Origin of the sequence: Methylocystis sp. JR02, from assembly GCF_030063565.1 — a bacterium.
Classification (GTDB): Bacteria; Pseudomonadota; Alphaproteobacteria; order Rhizobiales; family Beijerinckiaceae; genus Methylocystis; species Methylocystis iwaonis.
The window spans coordinates 2,211,938-2,228,074 of record NZ_JASIRC010000001.1; the positions used below are offsets into that span (position 1 = coordinate 2,211,938).

At 63.9% G+C, this 16,137-nt stretch carries 14 protein-coding genes and 1 tRNA gene; 10 read left to right on the plus strand and 5 right to left on the minus strand.

Features of this window, described 5'->3' with window-relative positions:
* Positions 1 to 645 carry a hypothetical protein gene (locus QNA11_RS10500; RefSeq protein ID WP_283482985.1) on the plus strand — a complete coding sequence of 215 codons (645 nt, stop codon included), beginning with the start codon at positions 1 to 3 and terminating at the stop codon, positions 643 to 645.
* A gap of 174 nt (positions 646 to 819) precedes the next feature.
* On the opposite strand, the gene QNA11_RS10505 is transcribed toward QNA11_RS10500, so the two are convergent.
* Both QNA11_RS10505 and QNA11_RS10510 read right to left on the minus strand, forming a co-directional pair.
* Positions 820 to 1,218 carry a DUF3126 family protein gene (locus QNA11_RS10505; RefSeq protein WP_202072943.1) on the minus strand — a complete coding sequence of 133 codons (399 nt, stop codon included), beginning with the start codon at positions 1,216 to 1,218 and terminating at the stop codon, positions 820 to 822.
* Positions 1,219 to 1,344: 126 nt separating this feature from the next.
* Positions 1,345 to 1,866, minus strand: coding sequence for a hypothetical protein (locus QNA11_RS10510; protein ID WP_202072944.1), 522 nt, complete (start codon positions 1,864 to 1,866; stop codon positions 1,345 to 1,347).
* Positions 1,867 to 2,070: 204 nt separating this feature from the next.
* Between QNA11_RS10510 and QNA11_RS10515 the strand changes: the two genes are divergently transcribed.
* The 7 genes from QNA11_RS10515 to QNA11_RS10545 all read left to right on the plus strand — a co-directional run bounded on the left by QNA11_RS10515 (position 2,071) and on the right by QNA11_RS10545 (position 8,406).
* A complete protein-coding gene (locus tag QNA11_RS10515) occupies positions 2,071 to 2,688 on the plus strand; it encodes a DNA-3-methyladenine glycosylase I (protein ID WP_283482986.1) in 618 nt (205 codons plus the stop codon).
* Complete coding sequence (locus QNA11_RS10520; protein WP_283482987.1) at positions 2,689 to 3,315, plus strand: HD domain-containing protein; 627 nt, start codon at positions 2,689 to 2,691, stop codon at positions 3,313 to 3,315. It begins immediately after the preceding gene.
* 21 nt (positions 3,316 to 3,336) lie between these two features.
* Positions 3,337 to 3,855, plus strand: coding sequence for a tyrosine phosphatase family protein (locus QNA11_RS10525; protein ID WP_281930716.1), 519 nt, complete (start codon positions 3,337 to 3,339; stop codon positions 3,853 to 3,855).
* A 77-nt stretch (positions 3,856 to 3,932) separates the two neighbouring features.
* Positions 3,933 to 4,847 (plus strand): NUDIX hydrolase, encoded by a 915-nt coding sequence (locus QNA11_RS10530; RefSeq protein ID WP_370568527.1) that lies wholly within the window; start codon positions 3,933 to 3,935, stop codon positions 4,845 to 4,847.
* An 82-nt stretch (positions 4,848 to 4,929) separates the two neighbouring features.
* A complete protein-coding gene (locus QNA11_RS10535) occupies positions 4,930 to 5,682 on the plus strand; it encodes a hypothetical protein (protein WP_283482988.1) in 753 nt (250 codons plus the stop codon).
* Positions 5,683 to 5,906: 224 nt separating this feature from the next.
* Positions 5,907 to 7,730, plus strand: a complete 1,824-nt coding sequence (locus QNA11_RS10540) for a peptidoglycan L,D-endopeptidase MepK (RefSeq protein ID WP_283482989.1) — start codon at positions 5,907 to 5,909, stop codon at positions 7,728 to 7,730.
* A 331-nt stretch (positions 7,731 to 8,061) separates the two neighbouring features.
* On the plus strand, positions 8,062 to 8,406 hold the full coding sequence (locus QNA11_RS10545; RefSeq protein WP_283482990.1) for a Dabb family protein: 345 nt from the start codon (positions 8,062 to 8,064) through the stop codon (positions 8,404 to 8,406).
* A 91-nt stretch (positions 8,407 to 8,497) separates the two neighbouring features.
* Here the strand turns inward: QNA11_RS10545 and QNA11_RS10550 are convergent.
* Together QNA11_RS10550 and QNA11_RS10555 are read right to left on the minus strand one after the other, a co-directional pair.
* A tRNA-Tyr gene (locus QNA11_RS10550) sits at positions 8,498 to 8,582 on the minus strand.
* Positions 8,583 to 8,683: 101 nt separating this feature from the next.
* The gene (locus tag QNA11_RS10555; protein ID WP_283482991.1) at positions 8,684 to 10,321 is read right to left on the minus strand and encodes an alpha-keto acid decarboxylase family protein; all 1,638 of its coding nucleotides are present in this window, start codon (positions 10,319 to 10,321) and stop codon (positions 8,684 to 8,686) included.
* 106 nt (positions 10,322 to 10,427) lie between these two features.
* Between QNA11_RS10555 and QNA11_RS10560 the strand changes: the two genes are divergently transcribed.
* Positions 10,428 to 12,017, plus strand: coding sequence for a phosphoenolpyruvate carboxykinase (locus tag QNA11_RS10560; protein ID WP_502867529.1), 1,590 nt, complete (start codon positions 10,428 to 10,430; stop codon positions 12,015 to 12,017).
* Between the two features lie 9 nt (positions 12,018 to 12,026).
* Here the strand turns inward: QNA11_RS10560 and QNA11_RS10565 are convergent, their stop codons facing one another.
* Positions 12,027 to 14,762, minus strand: a complete 2,736-nt coding sequence (locus tag QNA11_RS10565; protein WP_283482992.1) for a glycoside hydrolase family 2 protein — start codon at positions 14,760 to 14,762, stop codon at positions 12,027 to 12,029.
* Between the two features lie 147 nt (positions 14,763 to 14,909).
* On the opposite strand from QNA11_RS10565, the gene galK reads away from it, so the two are divergent.
* The gene (gene galK / locus QNA11_RS10570) at positions 14,910 to 16,127 is read left to right on the plus strand and encodes a galactokinase (protein WP_283482993.1); all 1,218 of its coding nucleotides are present in this window, start codon (positions 14,910 to 14,912) and stop codon (positions 16,125 to 16,127) included.
* Positions 16,128 to 16,137: the final 10 nt, after the last annotated feature.

The following is a 16,137-nucleotide window of genomic DNA, read 5'->3' on the forward strand; positions in this document are numbered from 1 at the left end:
TTGGGCGTCGTCGCTTCGATGCGGCTCTTCATCGCCTTTATCCTGCTGGCGCTCTGCATCGCTGTTGGAACTGTCTTGCTGTTCTCGGCCAGGGGGAATGCGCCGAATGAGACGATCCATGCGGAGGTCGCCGGCGTAAGCTTTTCCTACGCGCGCGCCTATGCGCGCGACGAGACGACTGGCGTCGGCGGAATGGCGGACAGATTGAGCTTCATCGTCTCTTACCCCGGCTTTGCGCCTGTGAAAGCGAAACCGCGCGTTGGCGAGCCAGTGACTTTTACTGTCACTTCAAAGGACGACGGGCTTGACCCCAGCGAGCGCCCCGCGAAGCTCTACGCCCGCTTCCTGACGCCCGAGACGCTGGATGGCCCGGGCGGCCTCGTGCTGCGTCGCTTCGAGCCGGGGTCGCCTTACGATTCCGAAGAGCTTTTCATCGCGCCGCCCGACGGAAGCGCGTTTTTCGCGCGCTGCCCAAAACCGGAGACGGGCGCGCCTGGCGAGGGCTGCATCTCCGTCTTTCGCAAAGGCGCTCTCGACGTCGAGCTGCGCTATGCCCCGGCGCTTCTCGAAAATTGGGATGCGCTCTATGAGGGCGCGCAGACGCTGCTCGCCAGAATGACCGCGCCGCAAACAAAGAAGCGGTGATTACAGGCTGCTGCAAAAGTGGCGGTGACGCCCCTCGTGCTTCGAGACGCCTGCTGCGCAGGCTCCTCAGCATGAGGAACTTCTGCAATTTCGTCACACACTTAGCCTCATCCTGAGGAGCGAGCGACGCTCGCGTCTCGAAGGACGAGGCCGCCTCGGAGGTTTGTCGTGTGATTACTCTTCTTCCTCGAGATCGAAATCGAGAATGGCGATCTGCAGCGTGAAGCTCGAGAGCTTCGCATCGTCAGCGGAGATCACTCCGAGAAACTCGCCGTCGCTGTTGAGCTCGACGGAATCGGTTTTGCGGCCGCGCGCCACAATCGTCAGCCGGTCGTTCTCGAAAAGCTTCCGCAGATAAGACTGCAGCACTTCGCGGCCGACAGGAATTTTCATCTCGAAAGCGAAGGAGCGGTCGCCGTCCTCGTCGTCGACAGAGATGGTCGCGATTTTGCGCTCGCCGAGATGAACGGCGGCGTTCTCCGTGTTCTTCGGATCGAGGGTGACGCGGATGTCGTCATTGCCGAAGGAGCGACGCAGAAACGCCTGCAGCTTTCGCAATTCGCCTTTTTCCACCCGCGCCTCCCGAGATGCCTAATCTTTTCAGTCCTGTGACATGATCCCGCGAGCCGGGCAAGATGTGTTTTTCGCAAAAAAACGCCCGGCGAAATCGCCGGGCGCTTGCATTGGAATCGAGCCGGATTATTCGCCGGCCTCTTTGAGACGCTTGTTGCACTGGCTCCAATATTTCGGCCAGGTGATCTTCTTGTCGGCTTTGAGAAGCTCGGCCTTCTTTTGCTTCCACTCGGCGGCGCATTTCTTCTGGCGCGACTGCGTGGCGGCCTTGGTGTCGGCGGCGGGCTTGGCGGCCTCGGCAGGCTTCGCGGCTTCCGCCGGCTTAGCGGGTTCGGCGGGCTTGGCGGCCTCAGCGGCCGGCGCAGGCGTCGGCGCCGCGGCTTCGGCGGGCTTCGCCGGCTCGGCGGCGGGTTTCGCGGCTTCGGCCGGGGCGGCGGCGGCCGGCTCGGCGAGGCTCGCGCGGCATTCCTTCAGAAAATCCTGCCAGCTCTGGCCGGCGAGTTCATTGGCGGCCTTCTTGGCCTGATAACGAGATCCGCATTCCTTCAGCACATTGGCCTGGGCGAGGGCTTCGCCCGAGACGGCCATGCCGAGGCCCATGGCGACGAGGCCGACCGCAGCGCGGGAAACAACGAGACGGATCACCATATAAATTCTCCCTTATGGAAGCCGCTTGGATGTTCGGCAGCGACTTGCGACGGCGCGGTCAAGCACAGGACGCGCCATTTTTGTCAGCGGCGACTCGTCTTACGGCAGCGCAACGATAGTCTGATTGATGTTGTGAACGCAATCTGATCAGGCGATAAAGCGAATAGCCTCGATGCCGCACCTGTACTGACGGAGAAACGCCTTTTGCCGCCCGCCCGCGAACAACCGGCAAGCTGGGGGAATAGCGTCATCCTACACGACGACGGGCGCGCCCGCTGCCCCTGGCCGGGTCAGGATCCGCTTTATATCGCCTATCACGACGACGAGTGGGGACAACCCGAGAGGGACAGCAGGGCCCTGTTCGAGAAACTCATTCTGGACGGGTTCCAGGCGGGCCTGTCGTGGATCACGATCCTGAGGAAGCGCGCGGCCTTCCGCAAAGCCTTCGAAGGCTTCGATCCCGAGGCGATCGCCCGTTTCGACGACAAGCGCGTGCATGAATTGATGCAGGATGATGGGATTGTTCGCAACCGCGCCAAAATTGAGGGCGCCGTCCTGTCGGCGCGCGCCTGGCTGGAGATCGAGGCAGAGCAAGGCTTCTCCGCCTATCTCTGGGGCTTCGTCGACGGCGCGCCCGTCGTCAATCACCCCAAGCTTATCAGCGACGTTCCAACGCAGAGCGCCGTCTCCTTGCGCCTCTCGAAGGATCTGAAAGCGCGGGGCTTCAAATTCTGCGGCCCGACGATCGTCTACGCCTTCATGCAGGCGGTCGGGATGGTGAACGACCATCTCGTTGATTGTCATGTTCGGAAATTAGACTGAATGACGCAGGCGCCGATCAAAAAACGCGCGGTCAAGGAGGCCGCGCCCCGCGCCTGGCAGCGCATGCTTTCCGGGCGGCGGCTCGACCTGCTCGACCCCTCTCCGCTCGACATAGAGATAGAAGACATCGCCCACGGCCTCGCCCGGGTCGCGCGCTGGAACGGTCAAACTTTCGGCCCCCACATCTTCTCCGTCGCCCAGCATAGCTTGCTTGTCGAACGGATCGCGGCGCAGATCGAGCCGTCGATCGGCCGCGCCGAACGCCTGTTCATGCTGCTTCACGACGCTCCCGAATATGTCATCGGCGATATGATCTCGCCCTTCAAGGTGGTGATCGGCGACGCTTACAAATCCGTCGAAAACAGGATTCTCTCGGCGATCCTGCTGCGTTTTTCCCTGCCGGCGACGCCCTCGCCGTCTCTGCTCAAGCTCGCGAAGCAGGCCGACCGGGCGGCGGCTTTTTTCGAGGCGGTGTCGCTCGCCGGCTTTACACGGGGAGAAGCCGAGCGCATCTTCGGTCGCCCTGCGATCTCGCCGCAGGAGTTGAAGGACGAGATTGCGCCTGCCCCCGTCGATGCTGTACAGGCGCGGTTCCTCGCCCGGTTTCAGGAGATCGACCGAGGCTAGCGCAAGGCCAAGAGGGTTCCGATGTCGTGCGGGCGGCTTTACGTCTGTTCCATGACCAAGGTGGTCGACACCGTGCGCGCCAGCGGCGCCCGCTCGCTCGTCACGATTTTGACCGCCGGCGCCTCCCTGGTGCGGCCTTGCGAAATCTCACGCGACCGCCATTTGCGCATCGCCGTCTCGGATATCGATAAAGCGGTCGACGGGCATGTGCTGCCAGGCGAAGAGCACATCGACAGGCTGCTCGCCTTCATCGAGGAATGGGACCAAGCTGATCCTTTGGTCATCCATTGTTACGCGGGCGTGAGCCGTTCGCCGGCGGCCGCCTATGTCGCCGCCTGCGCCCTGGCGCCGCATCGCTGCGAGTTCGAGCTCGCCCAGGAATTACGCCGCCTCTCGCCAACCGCGACCCCGAACCGCCGGCTCGTCGCCCTCGCCGACCGACGCATGGGGCGGGAGGGGCGGATGGTGGCCGCCATCGCCGCAATCGGCAGAGGGGCGGATTGCTTCGAGGGGGCGCCTTTCGCGCTTGAACTCGCCTGACCGACACGAGCCTGGAAATAGACGTTGCGACGCTTTCCCCGCCGGTCGAGATCGGGCTGACGGCGGCGATTGTCGCCGTGCGCGGCGATGAGCCGCTGATCCTCACCACCGGCGCCGATGACCAGAGCGGCGTCGCCGCCCTGCCCTCCGGCCCCTTCGACCCGGTGCGCCATCGCACCTTCGAGATCGGCCTGCGCGCCTGGGTGGCGGAACAGACCGGCGCGCCGCTCGGCTATGTGGAGCAGCTCTACACTTTCGGGGATCGTGGCCGCCACGCCCGCGCCGGCGACCGCGACCCTCATGTCGTCTCGATCGGCTATCTGGCGTTGACCCGCATCGGCGACGACAGCAGGCGTCCGGCCAACGGGGCCTGGCGGAGCTGGCATGATTTCTTCCCCTGGGAGGATTGGCGCAAGGCCCGGCCCGAGATCATCGAAACGACGATCCTCCCCGGTCTGCGCGACTGGGTGGCGGAAGCGCCCAACGCTGTCTCCGCGCCAACCCTTTCGCGCCGCCATCGCGTCGATTTGCTGTTCGGCGCGCGCGGCTTCAACGAGGAGAATGTGCTCGAGCGATACGAGCTTCTCTATGAGGCCGGAATGGTCGAGGAGGCGCTGCGCGACGGACGCGAAGCGGCGGCGCGGCGGCGGCGGCTCGAACCGCTCGGCCTTCCCATGCGCCACGACCATCGCCGTATCCTCGCGACCGCCATGGGCCGGCTGCGCGCCAAGATGAAATACCGGCCCGTCATCTTCGAGTTGATGCCGGAGGCTTTTACGCTCACCGAACTGCAGAGAACAGTGGAAGCGATCGCCGGACGCCATCTCCACAAGCAGAATTTCCGCCGGCTGGTCGAAACATCGGCAATCGTGGAGCCGACCGGAGAGATGTCGCTGAAAACGGGCGGACGCCCCGCGGCTCTATTCCATTTTCGCCGCAATGTTCTGCAAGAACGACCCTCGCCGGGCCTGCGCGTGGGCATCAGGAGCTGATTTGCTCTTTAAGATATTGTTCACCCTAACATGGTGAACATTCCCTTGAACGCGTCGCGTCCGTAGAGCGTAGAGGTGCGTCTTGGGCTATCTTTCGCCGCCGCCGTCGCCGGCGCCGGTCATCGTCTATAAGGACGTCGGCGGGCTCGTCTCGGACTATGAGGCCCAGACCGAGCAATATCGCCGCGAAAATCGCGACGTGCGGCTCCACGAATGCCGCTCGGCCTGCACGCTGGCGCTCAGCCTGCCCAATGTCTGCGTCTATCCCGACGCTCAGGTAAAATTCCACCAAGCCTATAATGCGATCACGCGAGAGGTCGATCTCGACATTTCGTCCAGGCTTTTCGCCTCCTATCCGGCGGCGGTGCAGGCGCGCCTGGGCTATTTGACGCGCGAATACAGGGTGTTGAGCGGCCGCGAGCTGATCGCGCTGGGCATGCGCAATTGCGAAGGCGACAATCCTGTGCTGATCGCGAGCCGCCGGCAACGGCAGGCGCCGACGGCGATTGCGAGCGCCGCGCCGAGTGGGGCTCCGAGCGCCTGGGGAGACATCGCCAGCAAGGTGCAAAGCGCCGTCGCCAGCGCGCTTTCTGGCCCGGATCAGCCGACCAGCGGCTCGATTCGCATCGCGGTCGCCGATCGTGAACGCCTGACGTCGGACGCTGTGGCGCGTTCCGAGGCGCCGATCGGCGCCCTGCGCGTCGATGTGCCGCTTCCGCCCCGGCGCCCGCCGTCCGAAGCCTTCACGGCGAGCGACGCCCGGTTGTATGTCTCGCAGATCCCCGGGTCGCAGCCCATTCTCAGCGCCAAATTCGTCCGCGCCGAAACGCGTTAACGATATGGCGCAAGCCTGAGGTCCGCTGTTGAGCAATTTTTGGCCATGATGTTAACATAGCCGTCGTAGCGTCTGGGGAGGTCCGGTTTGGCGAACCGATCCTCCGGAAGGCCGAACCCCGGGCTAACCGGAAGGAGGTCTTTTGCAGGCGCCGAGCAAAGACAAAGCATGGTTCGGGCCGCCCGTAAGGCGCGGCCACGAGCCAAGACGGGGAAGCGATCCTTTTGACGACGCCGCGCGATAGCGACAAACGCCACCCCAATTCGCCGCGCTCGATCGCACTCGGCTTTTTCGCCTCTTGCATGGCCTTCGTCACGCCGAACATGACGGAAACCGCCGTCGCGAACGGCGACACGCGCACGATCTATCTCCATCACGCCCATACCGGCGAGGACATCGCCGCGACCTATCTCGTCAACGGCCAATATGACACCCGCGTCCTCGAGCAGTTGAACTGGTTCCTGCGCGACTGGCGCAGAGACGAACCGACGACCATGGACCCCCGCCTCTTCGACGTGGTATGGGAGGCTTATCGCTCCGCCGGCGCGAGCAATCAGGTCATCAATGTCGTCTCCGCCTATCGCTCGCCGGAGACCAACGCCATGCTGCGCGCCCGTTCGCGCGCTGTCGCCAAATTTTCCCAGCATATGCTCGGCAAGGCGATGGACACCACCATGCCTGGCATGCCGATGTCGGACGTCCGGGAAATCGGCATGCGCATGCAGCGCGGCGGGGTCGGCTATTACCCCAACGCCAACACGCCCTTCGTCCATCTCGACGTCGGCAATGTGCGCTCCTGGCCGCGCATGAGCTACGATCAGCTCGTTCGCCTGTTCCCGGACGGCAAGACGGTTCATCTGCCGACGAATGGCCAGCCGCTCCCCGGCTATGACGTCGCGAAAGCGGAGATCGAAGCGCGCGGCAACGGCGCCTATGTCACAGCGCCGCGCCGGACCTTCGGCGGCTTCTTCGCGGCCTTGTTCGGCATGAGCAGCGGCGAGGACGAGGACGCCGAGATCGCCGCCCCGCCGCCGAGCACGCGCAAGCAATGGGCCGCGCTCGCCCCGCGCAATGCCCGCGGCGCTGCGGCGGATGCCGACGGCGAAGAAGGCGGCGTAGCCGAACAACCGGCCAGCCGCCGCGGGCGCAACCAGCTCGCCCGCGCCGAGGCTGACCTCCCACGCGGCGAAACCGCCATGACCGCGACAGGCGCCGTCGCCGTCGCGCCGGAAACCAATCGCGCCCCGCTGACGGCGGCGCCGCCCGCGCCTAACGAGCCTGCCGCCGAGATCCCGCAAGAAGAAGAGAAAAAGCCGAAATACGCCCGCGTGCCGCTGCCGCCGGCAGGACGGCCGGCCTCTCTGGATAGACCGACGCCGCTCGACGAGAAGCCAACCGCGGTCGCGGCGGTCGAGCCGAATGGCTCGCGGGAGCTACGCTCTTCCGTCGACGCGCAGGAAAGCGAAGCTGTCGATGCTGGAACGTCTCGGCGCTTCGTAAACGCGCCGAAGCCTCCTCGACGCCCTGCGACGTTGGCCCTCGCCGCGCAAGAAGCTGACGCGCCGACAACGCCCGGGCGCCCGCAGCAGCGCCGCAACGGCGCCTCCCACGCCATCGCGAAAATGGTCGAGCCCGAAGATCAGACAGGCGCGGACGATCCGGCCCTCGCCTATGCGCCGGATGGCGACACGAAGCCGAACGCCGCGAAACACGACGCAGAGGACGCAAAACCAAAGCCCGCGCAAAAGACGGTCGCAGAGAAGGCCGACCTTGTCCCCGCCCGCCTCGACCGCTCGAATTTCAACACGCTGACAGCGACGACGCCCGCCGCGCATGTCTCGGCGCGCCCTGTGCTGGGCGCGCCGATTACCGCCGTCCGCTCAGCCGCCCGCGCCACCGCGCCGAGCCTGTTGCTGCCGCCTGCCCGCCCGGCGAATATCGTCGGCTTCGCGGCTCCCGGCGCGCCGCCCCCGGCCGACAAATTCGCCCCCGGCGGAGCCCGCGCGCGCTCGGCAGGGCAGAAGAACGAAGCCGGTCCGAAAAACTGAGGGCGCCCCGCTTGCTCGGTGTCGTACGGCCCCACGAACTCCCCAGCGCGCTTTTTGAAGACAAGCTGTTTTGGGGCGATAAATGAACTGCACCGGACTGATACCATTTCCGTTTGAACGGCTCGCATCAGGCGCGTGTCATTCCCGGCGGGCTGAAAGCACGACCGGGAATCCAGAGCCACAAAAGCGCTGGTTTTATTCAGAGCCCGTCATTGCGAGCGAAGCGAAGCAATCCAGGGCAGCGACGCGGCCCTGGATCGCTTCGTCGGCTCCGCCTCCTCGCAATGACGGCGGTGGGTCCCTTTGTGTCCAAACGGCGCGAGCGTCGGGGATGGCGCCGAACCAATCGAGCGGATCTCGTGTGACACATGTAATTCTGGTGTCTTTTTATTCGCACGTTTCGCAAGCCGTTAGAGAAAAAACGCTGTTTAATTTTCGCCGGCTTGGAAATGATTGCGGTGGCCTTGACGCCGGCATTCTCTTTTGGAGAGCGGACTGGAATCTGGATCAGCGTAAAAATTACCACCTGATCGCCGTTTCTGTTTTCGAAAACGAAGATGCTTTGCGGAGCTACGTGGCGCACCCCAAACATAAGGGTTTTGCATCAGATTTGAGTAAGATTGCAGACTGGATCGTCGGCGACATCGCCGTCGGTTTGCCTATCGTCGATCGTTGATAGCGCCCGTCAGTAGTCGGCGCTGCCCTTGAGGCGCCGCGTCGCACCAGCACTTTTCGCAGAAAATCAGGCCAATCGGTTCGAACGATGATGGTGGGGGAAGTAGGACTCGAACCTACGAAGGCTTAGCCAGCGGATTTACAGTCCGCCCCCTTTGCCGCTCGGGACATTCCCCCATCTCTCTCGCTTGCACGAGAGTGTTGGCCGCCATCGGCGGCCAATCGGTAGCGGCATATGCGTTGCTCGCGCCCTGCCTGTCAACCTCAAAATCCCGCCGTCAACACTTGCCGCCCACACGCTCTGCGAGCTTGGCTGTCAGGCGGCGTAGGGCGGGCGATTTATCGTCGCGGTCGAGCGCCACCTGAATCAGCGACCACCCGTCCTCATTGGCGCGGGCGCGGGCCAGAGCAGCCGCCATCTCGCGTTCGGTCTCGACCCTGATCCCCAGCCCGCCGCCGATCACCTGCTCCAGCCCCGCATAATTCCAGCGCTTGATGTCGTTGAAACCGCCGTCGAGCATGGGCCGCTCCGTGCCATAGCCGTCATTATCGAGAAGAATGACGATCGGGTTCATGCCGAATCGGGCTGCGGTCGAAATCTCCAATCCGGTCATCTGGAAGGCGCCGTCGCCCACGAGCACGAGCGGGCGCAGCTTGGGAGCCGCCGCCTTGACGCCGAGCGAGGCCGGCACGGCGAAGCCGAGCGAAGTGTAATAAGCGGACGCAAGAAAATGCGCGCCGTCGCTGATGAAGAGGTCCGAGGCGCCGAGCAACGCGTCGCCCGTGTCGGCGATCACGATCATGTCTTTCTCCAGAAAGGCGTTGATCTGCCGGAACAGAGCATCGACCGTCATCTTTCGGTCGCGGGCCTCGAACGGCCCCGGATGCAAGGGATGGGTGAAGGGCGGGAATGCGCGCTGCGCCCAGTGGCGCTCGGAAAGCGCCGTGATGAAATCCTCCATCCGCACGCCGTCATAGGCGTGAAGCCCGATGGCGACGCGATCCTTGCCGGCGTAGATCGCCGACCGGCGGTCGATATGGGCCGTATAGATGCCGAGGTTGACGTCGGTCATCATGGCGCCGAGCAGAATGAGGCAATCGCTGCTCTCGACATAGTCGCGAAGATCCTCGCGGCCCATCGCCCCCTCATAGACGCCCATGTAAGCCGGATGCGATTCGGGAAACCCAGACTTGCCCATAATGCTGGCCGCAACGGGAATGCCCGAGTTCTCGACGAGCGCCATGAGGCGATCCTGCAGGCGGAAGCGATGCAGCTCCTCTCCTGCGAGAATGACCGGGTGTTTCGAAGCCGCAATCTTGTCCACCGCCTCGGCGGTCGCATAGGCGAGCGCCTCCGGATCGCTCGTCTCGGCGGGCAATGACCGGACCGGCGCCGGCGCGATCTCGGCAAGCGTCATGTCGCGCGGCAATTCGATATAGACGGGACGGCTATGGCGCCTCGCCAGCGCGATCACGCGATCGATCTCGCTTGCGGCTGTGGTCGCGTCGTCGAGCACGGCGGTGGCGACGGTCAGCTCGCGAAACACCTTGAGCTGCGTATCGAAGTCTCGAACCCGGTGGTGAAGGAGCGGATTGCGCGCCTGCTCGCGCGCGCCCGGCGCCCCACTGATGAGAATGACCGGCGAGCGCTCGGCATAGGCCTGGGCGATCGTATTGGCGGCCTTCAGACCGCCGACGCAATAAGTGATCGCCACAACCCCGAGCCCTTTGATGCGCGCATAGGCGTCTGCAGCGAAGCCTGCGCCCTGCTCATCGCAGGTATTGACGACTTGCAACGGGCTTTTTTCCAGCAGGGAAAAGAAAGTGAGACAATAATCGCCGGGCACGCCGAAGACATGGCCGACGCCTTCCTCGCCAAGGCGTCGAATAAGGTAGCCGCCGATCGTCTCCGCCATAATCCCCTCCTCCACAATGGCGCCGCGCGCTGATGGCCAAGTGGGGAACACGGGCTCACGCGCAAGCGTTCTCTCCGGAGATTAGCGCGAAAAGGACTGGGAAAAAATGACGGCGCAGACGAGGGTGACGGCCGATCGGGCGTTTGAACCAGCTTTCTCCCTCGATGAATTCCAGGACCTCGACGCCGCCCAGCTTTATGAGCAGGCGCTGAAGCGCAACGAAGGGCTCATCGCCAGAAGCGGCGCGCTCGTCGTCGAAACGGCGCCGCATACAGGACGCTCCCCCAACGACAAATTCATCATCCGCGACGCGCTCACCGATAAAGCCGTCTGGTGGGACAATAATCAGGCGATGAGCCCGGCGCAATTCGACCGGCTTTACGGCGATATGTCGCAGCATGTGCGCGAACGCGACATTTTCACGCAGAATTTGCAGTGTTGCGCGGACCCCGAGCATCAATTGCGCATTCGCGTGCATTCAGAATTCGCCTGGCACTCACTGTTCATCCGCAATCTTCTCATCAGGCCGGCTCGCGCAGAGATGCGCCCGGCGCCCGACCTCACCATCCTCGTCCTGCCGTCCTTCAAGGCAAATCCAAACCGTCACGGATGCCGTTCCCAGACGGTCATCGCGCTCGACTTCACGCGCCGCGTCGCGCTGATCGGCGGCACGCGCTACGCCGGCGAAATCAAAAAGGCGGTTTTCACTTTTCTCAATTTTTTCCTGCCGGCGCGCGGCGTGTTGCCAATGCATTGCGCGGCGAATGACCATGCGAGCGGCGCAGCCGTCTTTTTCGGCCTCTCGGGCACAGGAAAAACCACTCTCTCAGCCGATCCTCAGCGCGCGCTCGTCGGCGACGACGAACATGGCTGGGGCGAAAACGGCGTCTTCAATTTCGAAGGCGGCTGCTACGCGAAAGCGATCCGCCTGTCGCGCGAGTTCGAGCCCGAAATCCATGCAGCCTCGCAACGCTTCGGCGCGATACTCGAAAACGTCGGGATCGATCCCGAAACGCGACGCGTCGATTTCGACGACGACAGCAAAACCGAGAATACGCGGATCGCCTATCCGCTCGAGTTCATCTCCAACGCCTCGAGCGAAGGGCGCGCAGGTCATCCCAAAAACATCATCATGCTGACCTGCGACGCCTTCGGCGTGCTGCCGCCGATCGCGCGGCTCGACCCGGCCCAGGCGATGTATCACTTCCTCTCCGGCTATACCGCGCGCGTCGCGGGCACTGAAAACGGCCTACGCGAACCTCAGGCGGTGTTCTCCACCTGTTTCGGCGCGCCCTTCATGCCGCGCCATCCGTCAGAATATGGCAATCTGCTGCGCGAGCGCATCGCACGACACGGCGCCAATTGCTGGCTGCTCAATACCGGATGGACAGGCGGCCGGTTCGGCGAAGGAAAGCGCATGCCCATCGCAACGACGCGCGCGCTGCTGCGCGCCGCGCTCGATGGCGCGCTCGCGCGCGGGGCCTTTCGCCGCGATCCCTATTTCGGATTGGAGACGCCGCTTGCTGCGCCGGGCGTCGATCCGTCCCTGCTCGATCCCGCCGCCACCTGGTCGTCGCGCGAAGACTATGGGAAGACAGCGCGCAGGCTCGTCGACATGTTCCACGCCAATTTCGAGCCTTTCGCGCCCTTCGTGGATCGGGAAGTCCAAGCCGCGGCGCCGCATGGAACTGCGTGACCTGAAGGGTCACGCAGATTCGAGCTTGGTCGGCTCCACCGCGGGCGTGGTCTCTGATTTCTTCGCAGCCATGGCGACGAGCGCATCGAAGAGAACCGTCGCGGTCGGGTCCGCGCTGGCGGGATCGCGCAGCAGCCGGAAGGTCGAGATCACGATGTGGCCTTCGCCATAGAAGCGCTCGACCGCCAGACCCACTGGCTTGTGAATCCAACCGACCGCCAGCGCGGCATGCACGCGCGCGTGGAAGTCGAGAAGGTTGCAGCCTGAGATCACATGCGTAGGGATCACGCGATCGAAGGTCTGATCGATCATGGGGCCGCCGGGCAAGCCGCGGAACGGCCCCCGCCGCCGCAGCCAGGCGAAGGACGACGCCCAGTCGCCGCGCCACAGCGTGCCGTCGCGCGCCACGACTTTCACATTTTGCCAATGCGGGAAAAATGGCGTGAGCGTCCCCTCGTCCTCGGGCAGAAGCACGGCGCGTCCGCCTGTGCGCACATGATCGGCAAGGTCGCTCGTGTTGCGTAGAGCAACGACGACATCCGCGTCATTCATCCCCGTGGCGAGGCGATAGCCAAAGGCCTGAAGGCGCACCCGCACATCCGGCTCGGGCGACCACAGGGACAGTGCCGGCGGCGTCGCGCGCGCGGGATGCAACGCGACCTCGATGTCGTTCGATGCGATGATCTCGCCGTTGGCGGCGCGCAGATGAAACGACACCTGGCGCATCGAGGACTTGTCGACTTGGGGCAGCTCAAAGGAAATCACGCCCATGTCCGCCACCGAGCCGGCTTCGATGCGCGGCGTCGGCATGGTCTGCGACCAGTCGGAGAGTATCTCCAGCGTGCCCGGCTCGAGCGCATCCGAACCGCCATGTGCAATGCGCACCGGGACCTGCAGCGTTTCCCCCGCCCAAAAGGCCGCGCGCTCGAGACGCGGCACGATCACCGTATCGGCGTTGATGCTGTGGAAGACGTCGTGGAAGGCGCGCGTGTTGGAGCGCATGTCGAGAAGGCCGTTCGACTCCCAATGGCAGTCGGTCAGCTCGGTGATCACATAGCCCGAGATCTCGGCGCGCCGACGCATCGCCTCGATCTCATATTTGAGCGCGCGAAACTGCTGCCACTGCGTCGCTTCGATGAAGCCTTCGAAACTGCCGAAGACGCGGTCGAGGCTCCAATCATGGAAGCGGTTGAGCACGCCATGCGGATACATGACGCCCTCGCCCCAGTCATGACCGGTCTCGAACCACCAGGGCTCGCGCCCAAGGGCGTCATTGAGCTTCTCGGGATCGGGAAGCCCCCAATTGCCGAACTCGGAACAGAGCAGCGGCTCCTTGCCCGTCGTCACGGCGTCGCCCTCGGGACTGAACAGCCAATCGCCGCGATCGGCGAGCGCGTCGACGAAACGGTCCCAATCATGGCGGCTGTCGGGAATCGCCGCGTAGAAGTGGTAGTCCGCAAGATCGCTCTGCACGTGGAAGCTCGGCGCGAGCGGCGAATTATCCACGACGAGGCGCGTCGGATCATAGGCCTTCAGCCACAGATAGAGCCGCCGCAGCCAGGCGCGATGCTTGGCGTCGTGCACCAGATCGACGCCCCAGTTCTCGTTGATCAGCGTCCAGCAGAAGATCGACGGATGATTGCCGTCGCGGTCGATGATGCCCTTGAGCGTCGTCTCCTTGCGCTCGCGCGAGCGCTCGGTCGAATATCCGCCGTTCGGCAATTCGGCCCAGACCAACAGGCCCAGCCGGTCGGCCGCTTCATAATAGCGCGGGTCCGGCGCCTTGATGTGACAGCGCAGCGCATTGAGGCCGAGGGCCTTGGCTTTACGGAAGCGATCCTCGATGAACGCCAGCGACGGCGGCGTGCAGATGGTGTCGGGATAGTAATCCTGATCGAGCGCGGCGCGCAGATAGAAGGGCTTGTCGTTGAGATAAAGCTTGCCGTCCCGCGTCTCGATCTTGCGAAAGCCGAAGGTCGTCTCCTTCTCGTCGATCTTCATGCCGTCGCGCATGAGCTGCACGCGCAAGCGATAAAGATTGGGCGCGTCCGGCGACCAGGCTTGCGGGTTCGGCGCCTGGGCGCGCAACGTCGTATGCTCGGCGCCGCAGGCGAGTTCCGTCTTCGTCGAGGCCACGCATTCTCCCTGCGGGCCGAACACTTCCAATAGGGCTTCCGTCCTCGCGCACAGTGCGCGCTCGTACTGAAGCAGAGCGGCGATGTCGCCGGAGTCAAGATCGGCGCGCACGCGCAAACAGGTCAGCCGATCCGGGATGTTACGCTCCAGATAGACAGACTGCCATATGCCAGAAAGCGGGCCATACCAGCTCTGCTTGCCGAACGGCATTTCTGCGAAGGGCGTATGGGGGAATTCAGCAGGGTCGTCGGTCGGGCTTTCGACGCGCACTTCGATCTCGGCGCGCCCCTCCACGAGGCGGTCGGTGATGTCGAAGTAGAAGGGCAGGAAGCCGCCGACATGGCTACCGACCAAGGCGCCATTCACGAACACATGCGCTATATGGAAAACGGCGCCGAAGTGGACGAAAATGCGTTGCGACAACCAATCCGCCGGGACGTCGACGCTGCGGCGATAAACGCCGACGCCGCCGCGCATGCTCAAGTCGGGGAACTGAGCTTGCCAGGGACTAGGAACGACAATGCTCCGCCGCTCGGCGCGCGCAGAGGCGCCGCCGCCGAGATATTGGAACTCCCACATGCCATCGAGGCTGATACGCGCTTTGTTCACCGAGTTCTTCCCTGGCCAGAAACCTGACCCGTCCGAGGGACGAATAGAAGATGATGTTGAACTGCGAATATGCGATCTGCGCGATGAGAAAAATCCCTACGCGAATATACGTAAAAAGGCCAGAAGTTTTCCCGCGGCGCCTTGGACGTGACGGGATATTTTTGCAAGGTGGAGCTGAGCTATCACAAGGCTGACGACATCGACATGCAGACTCTCGACGCCAAGGATTTGCCGCTTCTGTTCCGGCGCCGCTACGGGGCGGAGCCGCTTGTTTTCCGCGCGCCCGGGCGCGTCAATCTGATTGGCGAGCACACGGACTACAACGACGGCTTCGTGCTGCCGGCCGCGCTCGACCTTTCGACTTATGCGGCGATTGCGGCGCGGTCGGATCGCGTGATCCGCGTTCACTCAGTGAATTTGAACAGCGATTTTGCGTTCGATCTCGACGAGCCGCAGAGCCGCGCCGGCGCGTGGAGCGATTATATCTGCGGCGTTGCGCTCGAGCTCGAAAAGTCCGGCTATAGGCTACGCGGCGCGGACATCATGGTCTTCAGCACATTGTCGATGGGCTCCGGACTCTCGGCCTCTGCGGCGCTCGAAGTCGCGGTCGGCTATGCGCTGCTGAGCGTCTCCGGCGAGAAGATCGATCTTCTCGACCTCGCGCAAATCTGCCAGCGCGCCGAGAATAATTTCGTCGGCATGCGCTGCGGGATCATGGACCAGTTCATTTCCTGCCACGGCGTCGAAGGCGCCGCCTTGCTGCTCGATTGCCGCAGCCTCGAACACCGGACCGTGCCCATCGACCCGTCGGTGCGGATCGTGATCTGCAACACGATGGTTCACCACGAACTCGCCGGCAGCGCGTTCAACGAGCGTCGCCGCGAGTGTGAGGAAGCGGTCGCGCTTCTTTCCGCCTCGATCGAAGGCGTAACGGCGCTGCGCGATGTCGGCGTCGAGCAGCTCGAGGCGCATGCGGCGCGTCTTCCGGCGACGATCCTCAAGCGCGCGCGGCATGTCGTCTCTGAGAACGCCCGTGCGCTCGCCGCGGTGGCTGCGCTCGAGACGCGCGATTTCACCGAATTCGGCCGGCTGATGAACGCCTCTCACGAGAGCTTGCGCAACGATTATAAGGTGAGCTGCGCCGAACTCGATCAGATGGCCGAGCTTGCGCGCGCTGTCCCCGGCGTCTACGGCGCGCGCATGACGGGCGGCGGCTTCGGCGGCTGCGTGGTGGCGCTCGTCGAAGCGTCCGCAACGGCGCATTTTGCCGACGCTGTCGGTCCAGCTTACGAAAAGGCGACAAGTTTATCGCCGATGATCTTCACCTGCTTTCCCGGCCCCGGAGCCGGGCCCGCCATTTTTTGACGGATGCCCA

Coding starts and splice junctions, on each gene's coding strand:
- QNA11_RS10510 (WP_202072944.1), bottom strand. CDS start 1,866: ATGGTGATCCGTCTCGTTGTTTCCCGCGCTGCGGTCGGCCTCGTCGCC.
- QNA11_RS10520 (WP_283482987.1), top strand. CDS start 2,689: ATGACGCAGGCGCCGATCAAAAAACGCGCGGTCAAGGAGGCCGCGCCC.
- QNA11_RS10525 (WP_281930716.1), top strand. CDS start 3,337: ATGTCGTGCGGGCGGCTTTACGTCTGTTCCATGACCAAGGTGGTCGAC.
- QNA11_RS10545 (WP_283482990.1), top strand. CDS start 8,062: ATGGCGCCGAACCAATCGAGCGGATCTCGTGTGACACATGTAATTCTG.
- QNA11_RS10555 (WP_283482991.1), bottom strand. CDS start 10,321: ATGGCGGAGACGATCGGCGGCTACCTTATTCGACGCCTTGGCGAGGAA.
- QNA11_RS10560 (WP_502867529.1), top strand. CDS start 10,428: ATGACGGCGCAGACGAGGGTGACGGCCGATCGGGCGTTTGAACCAGCT.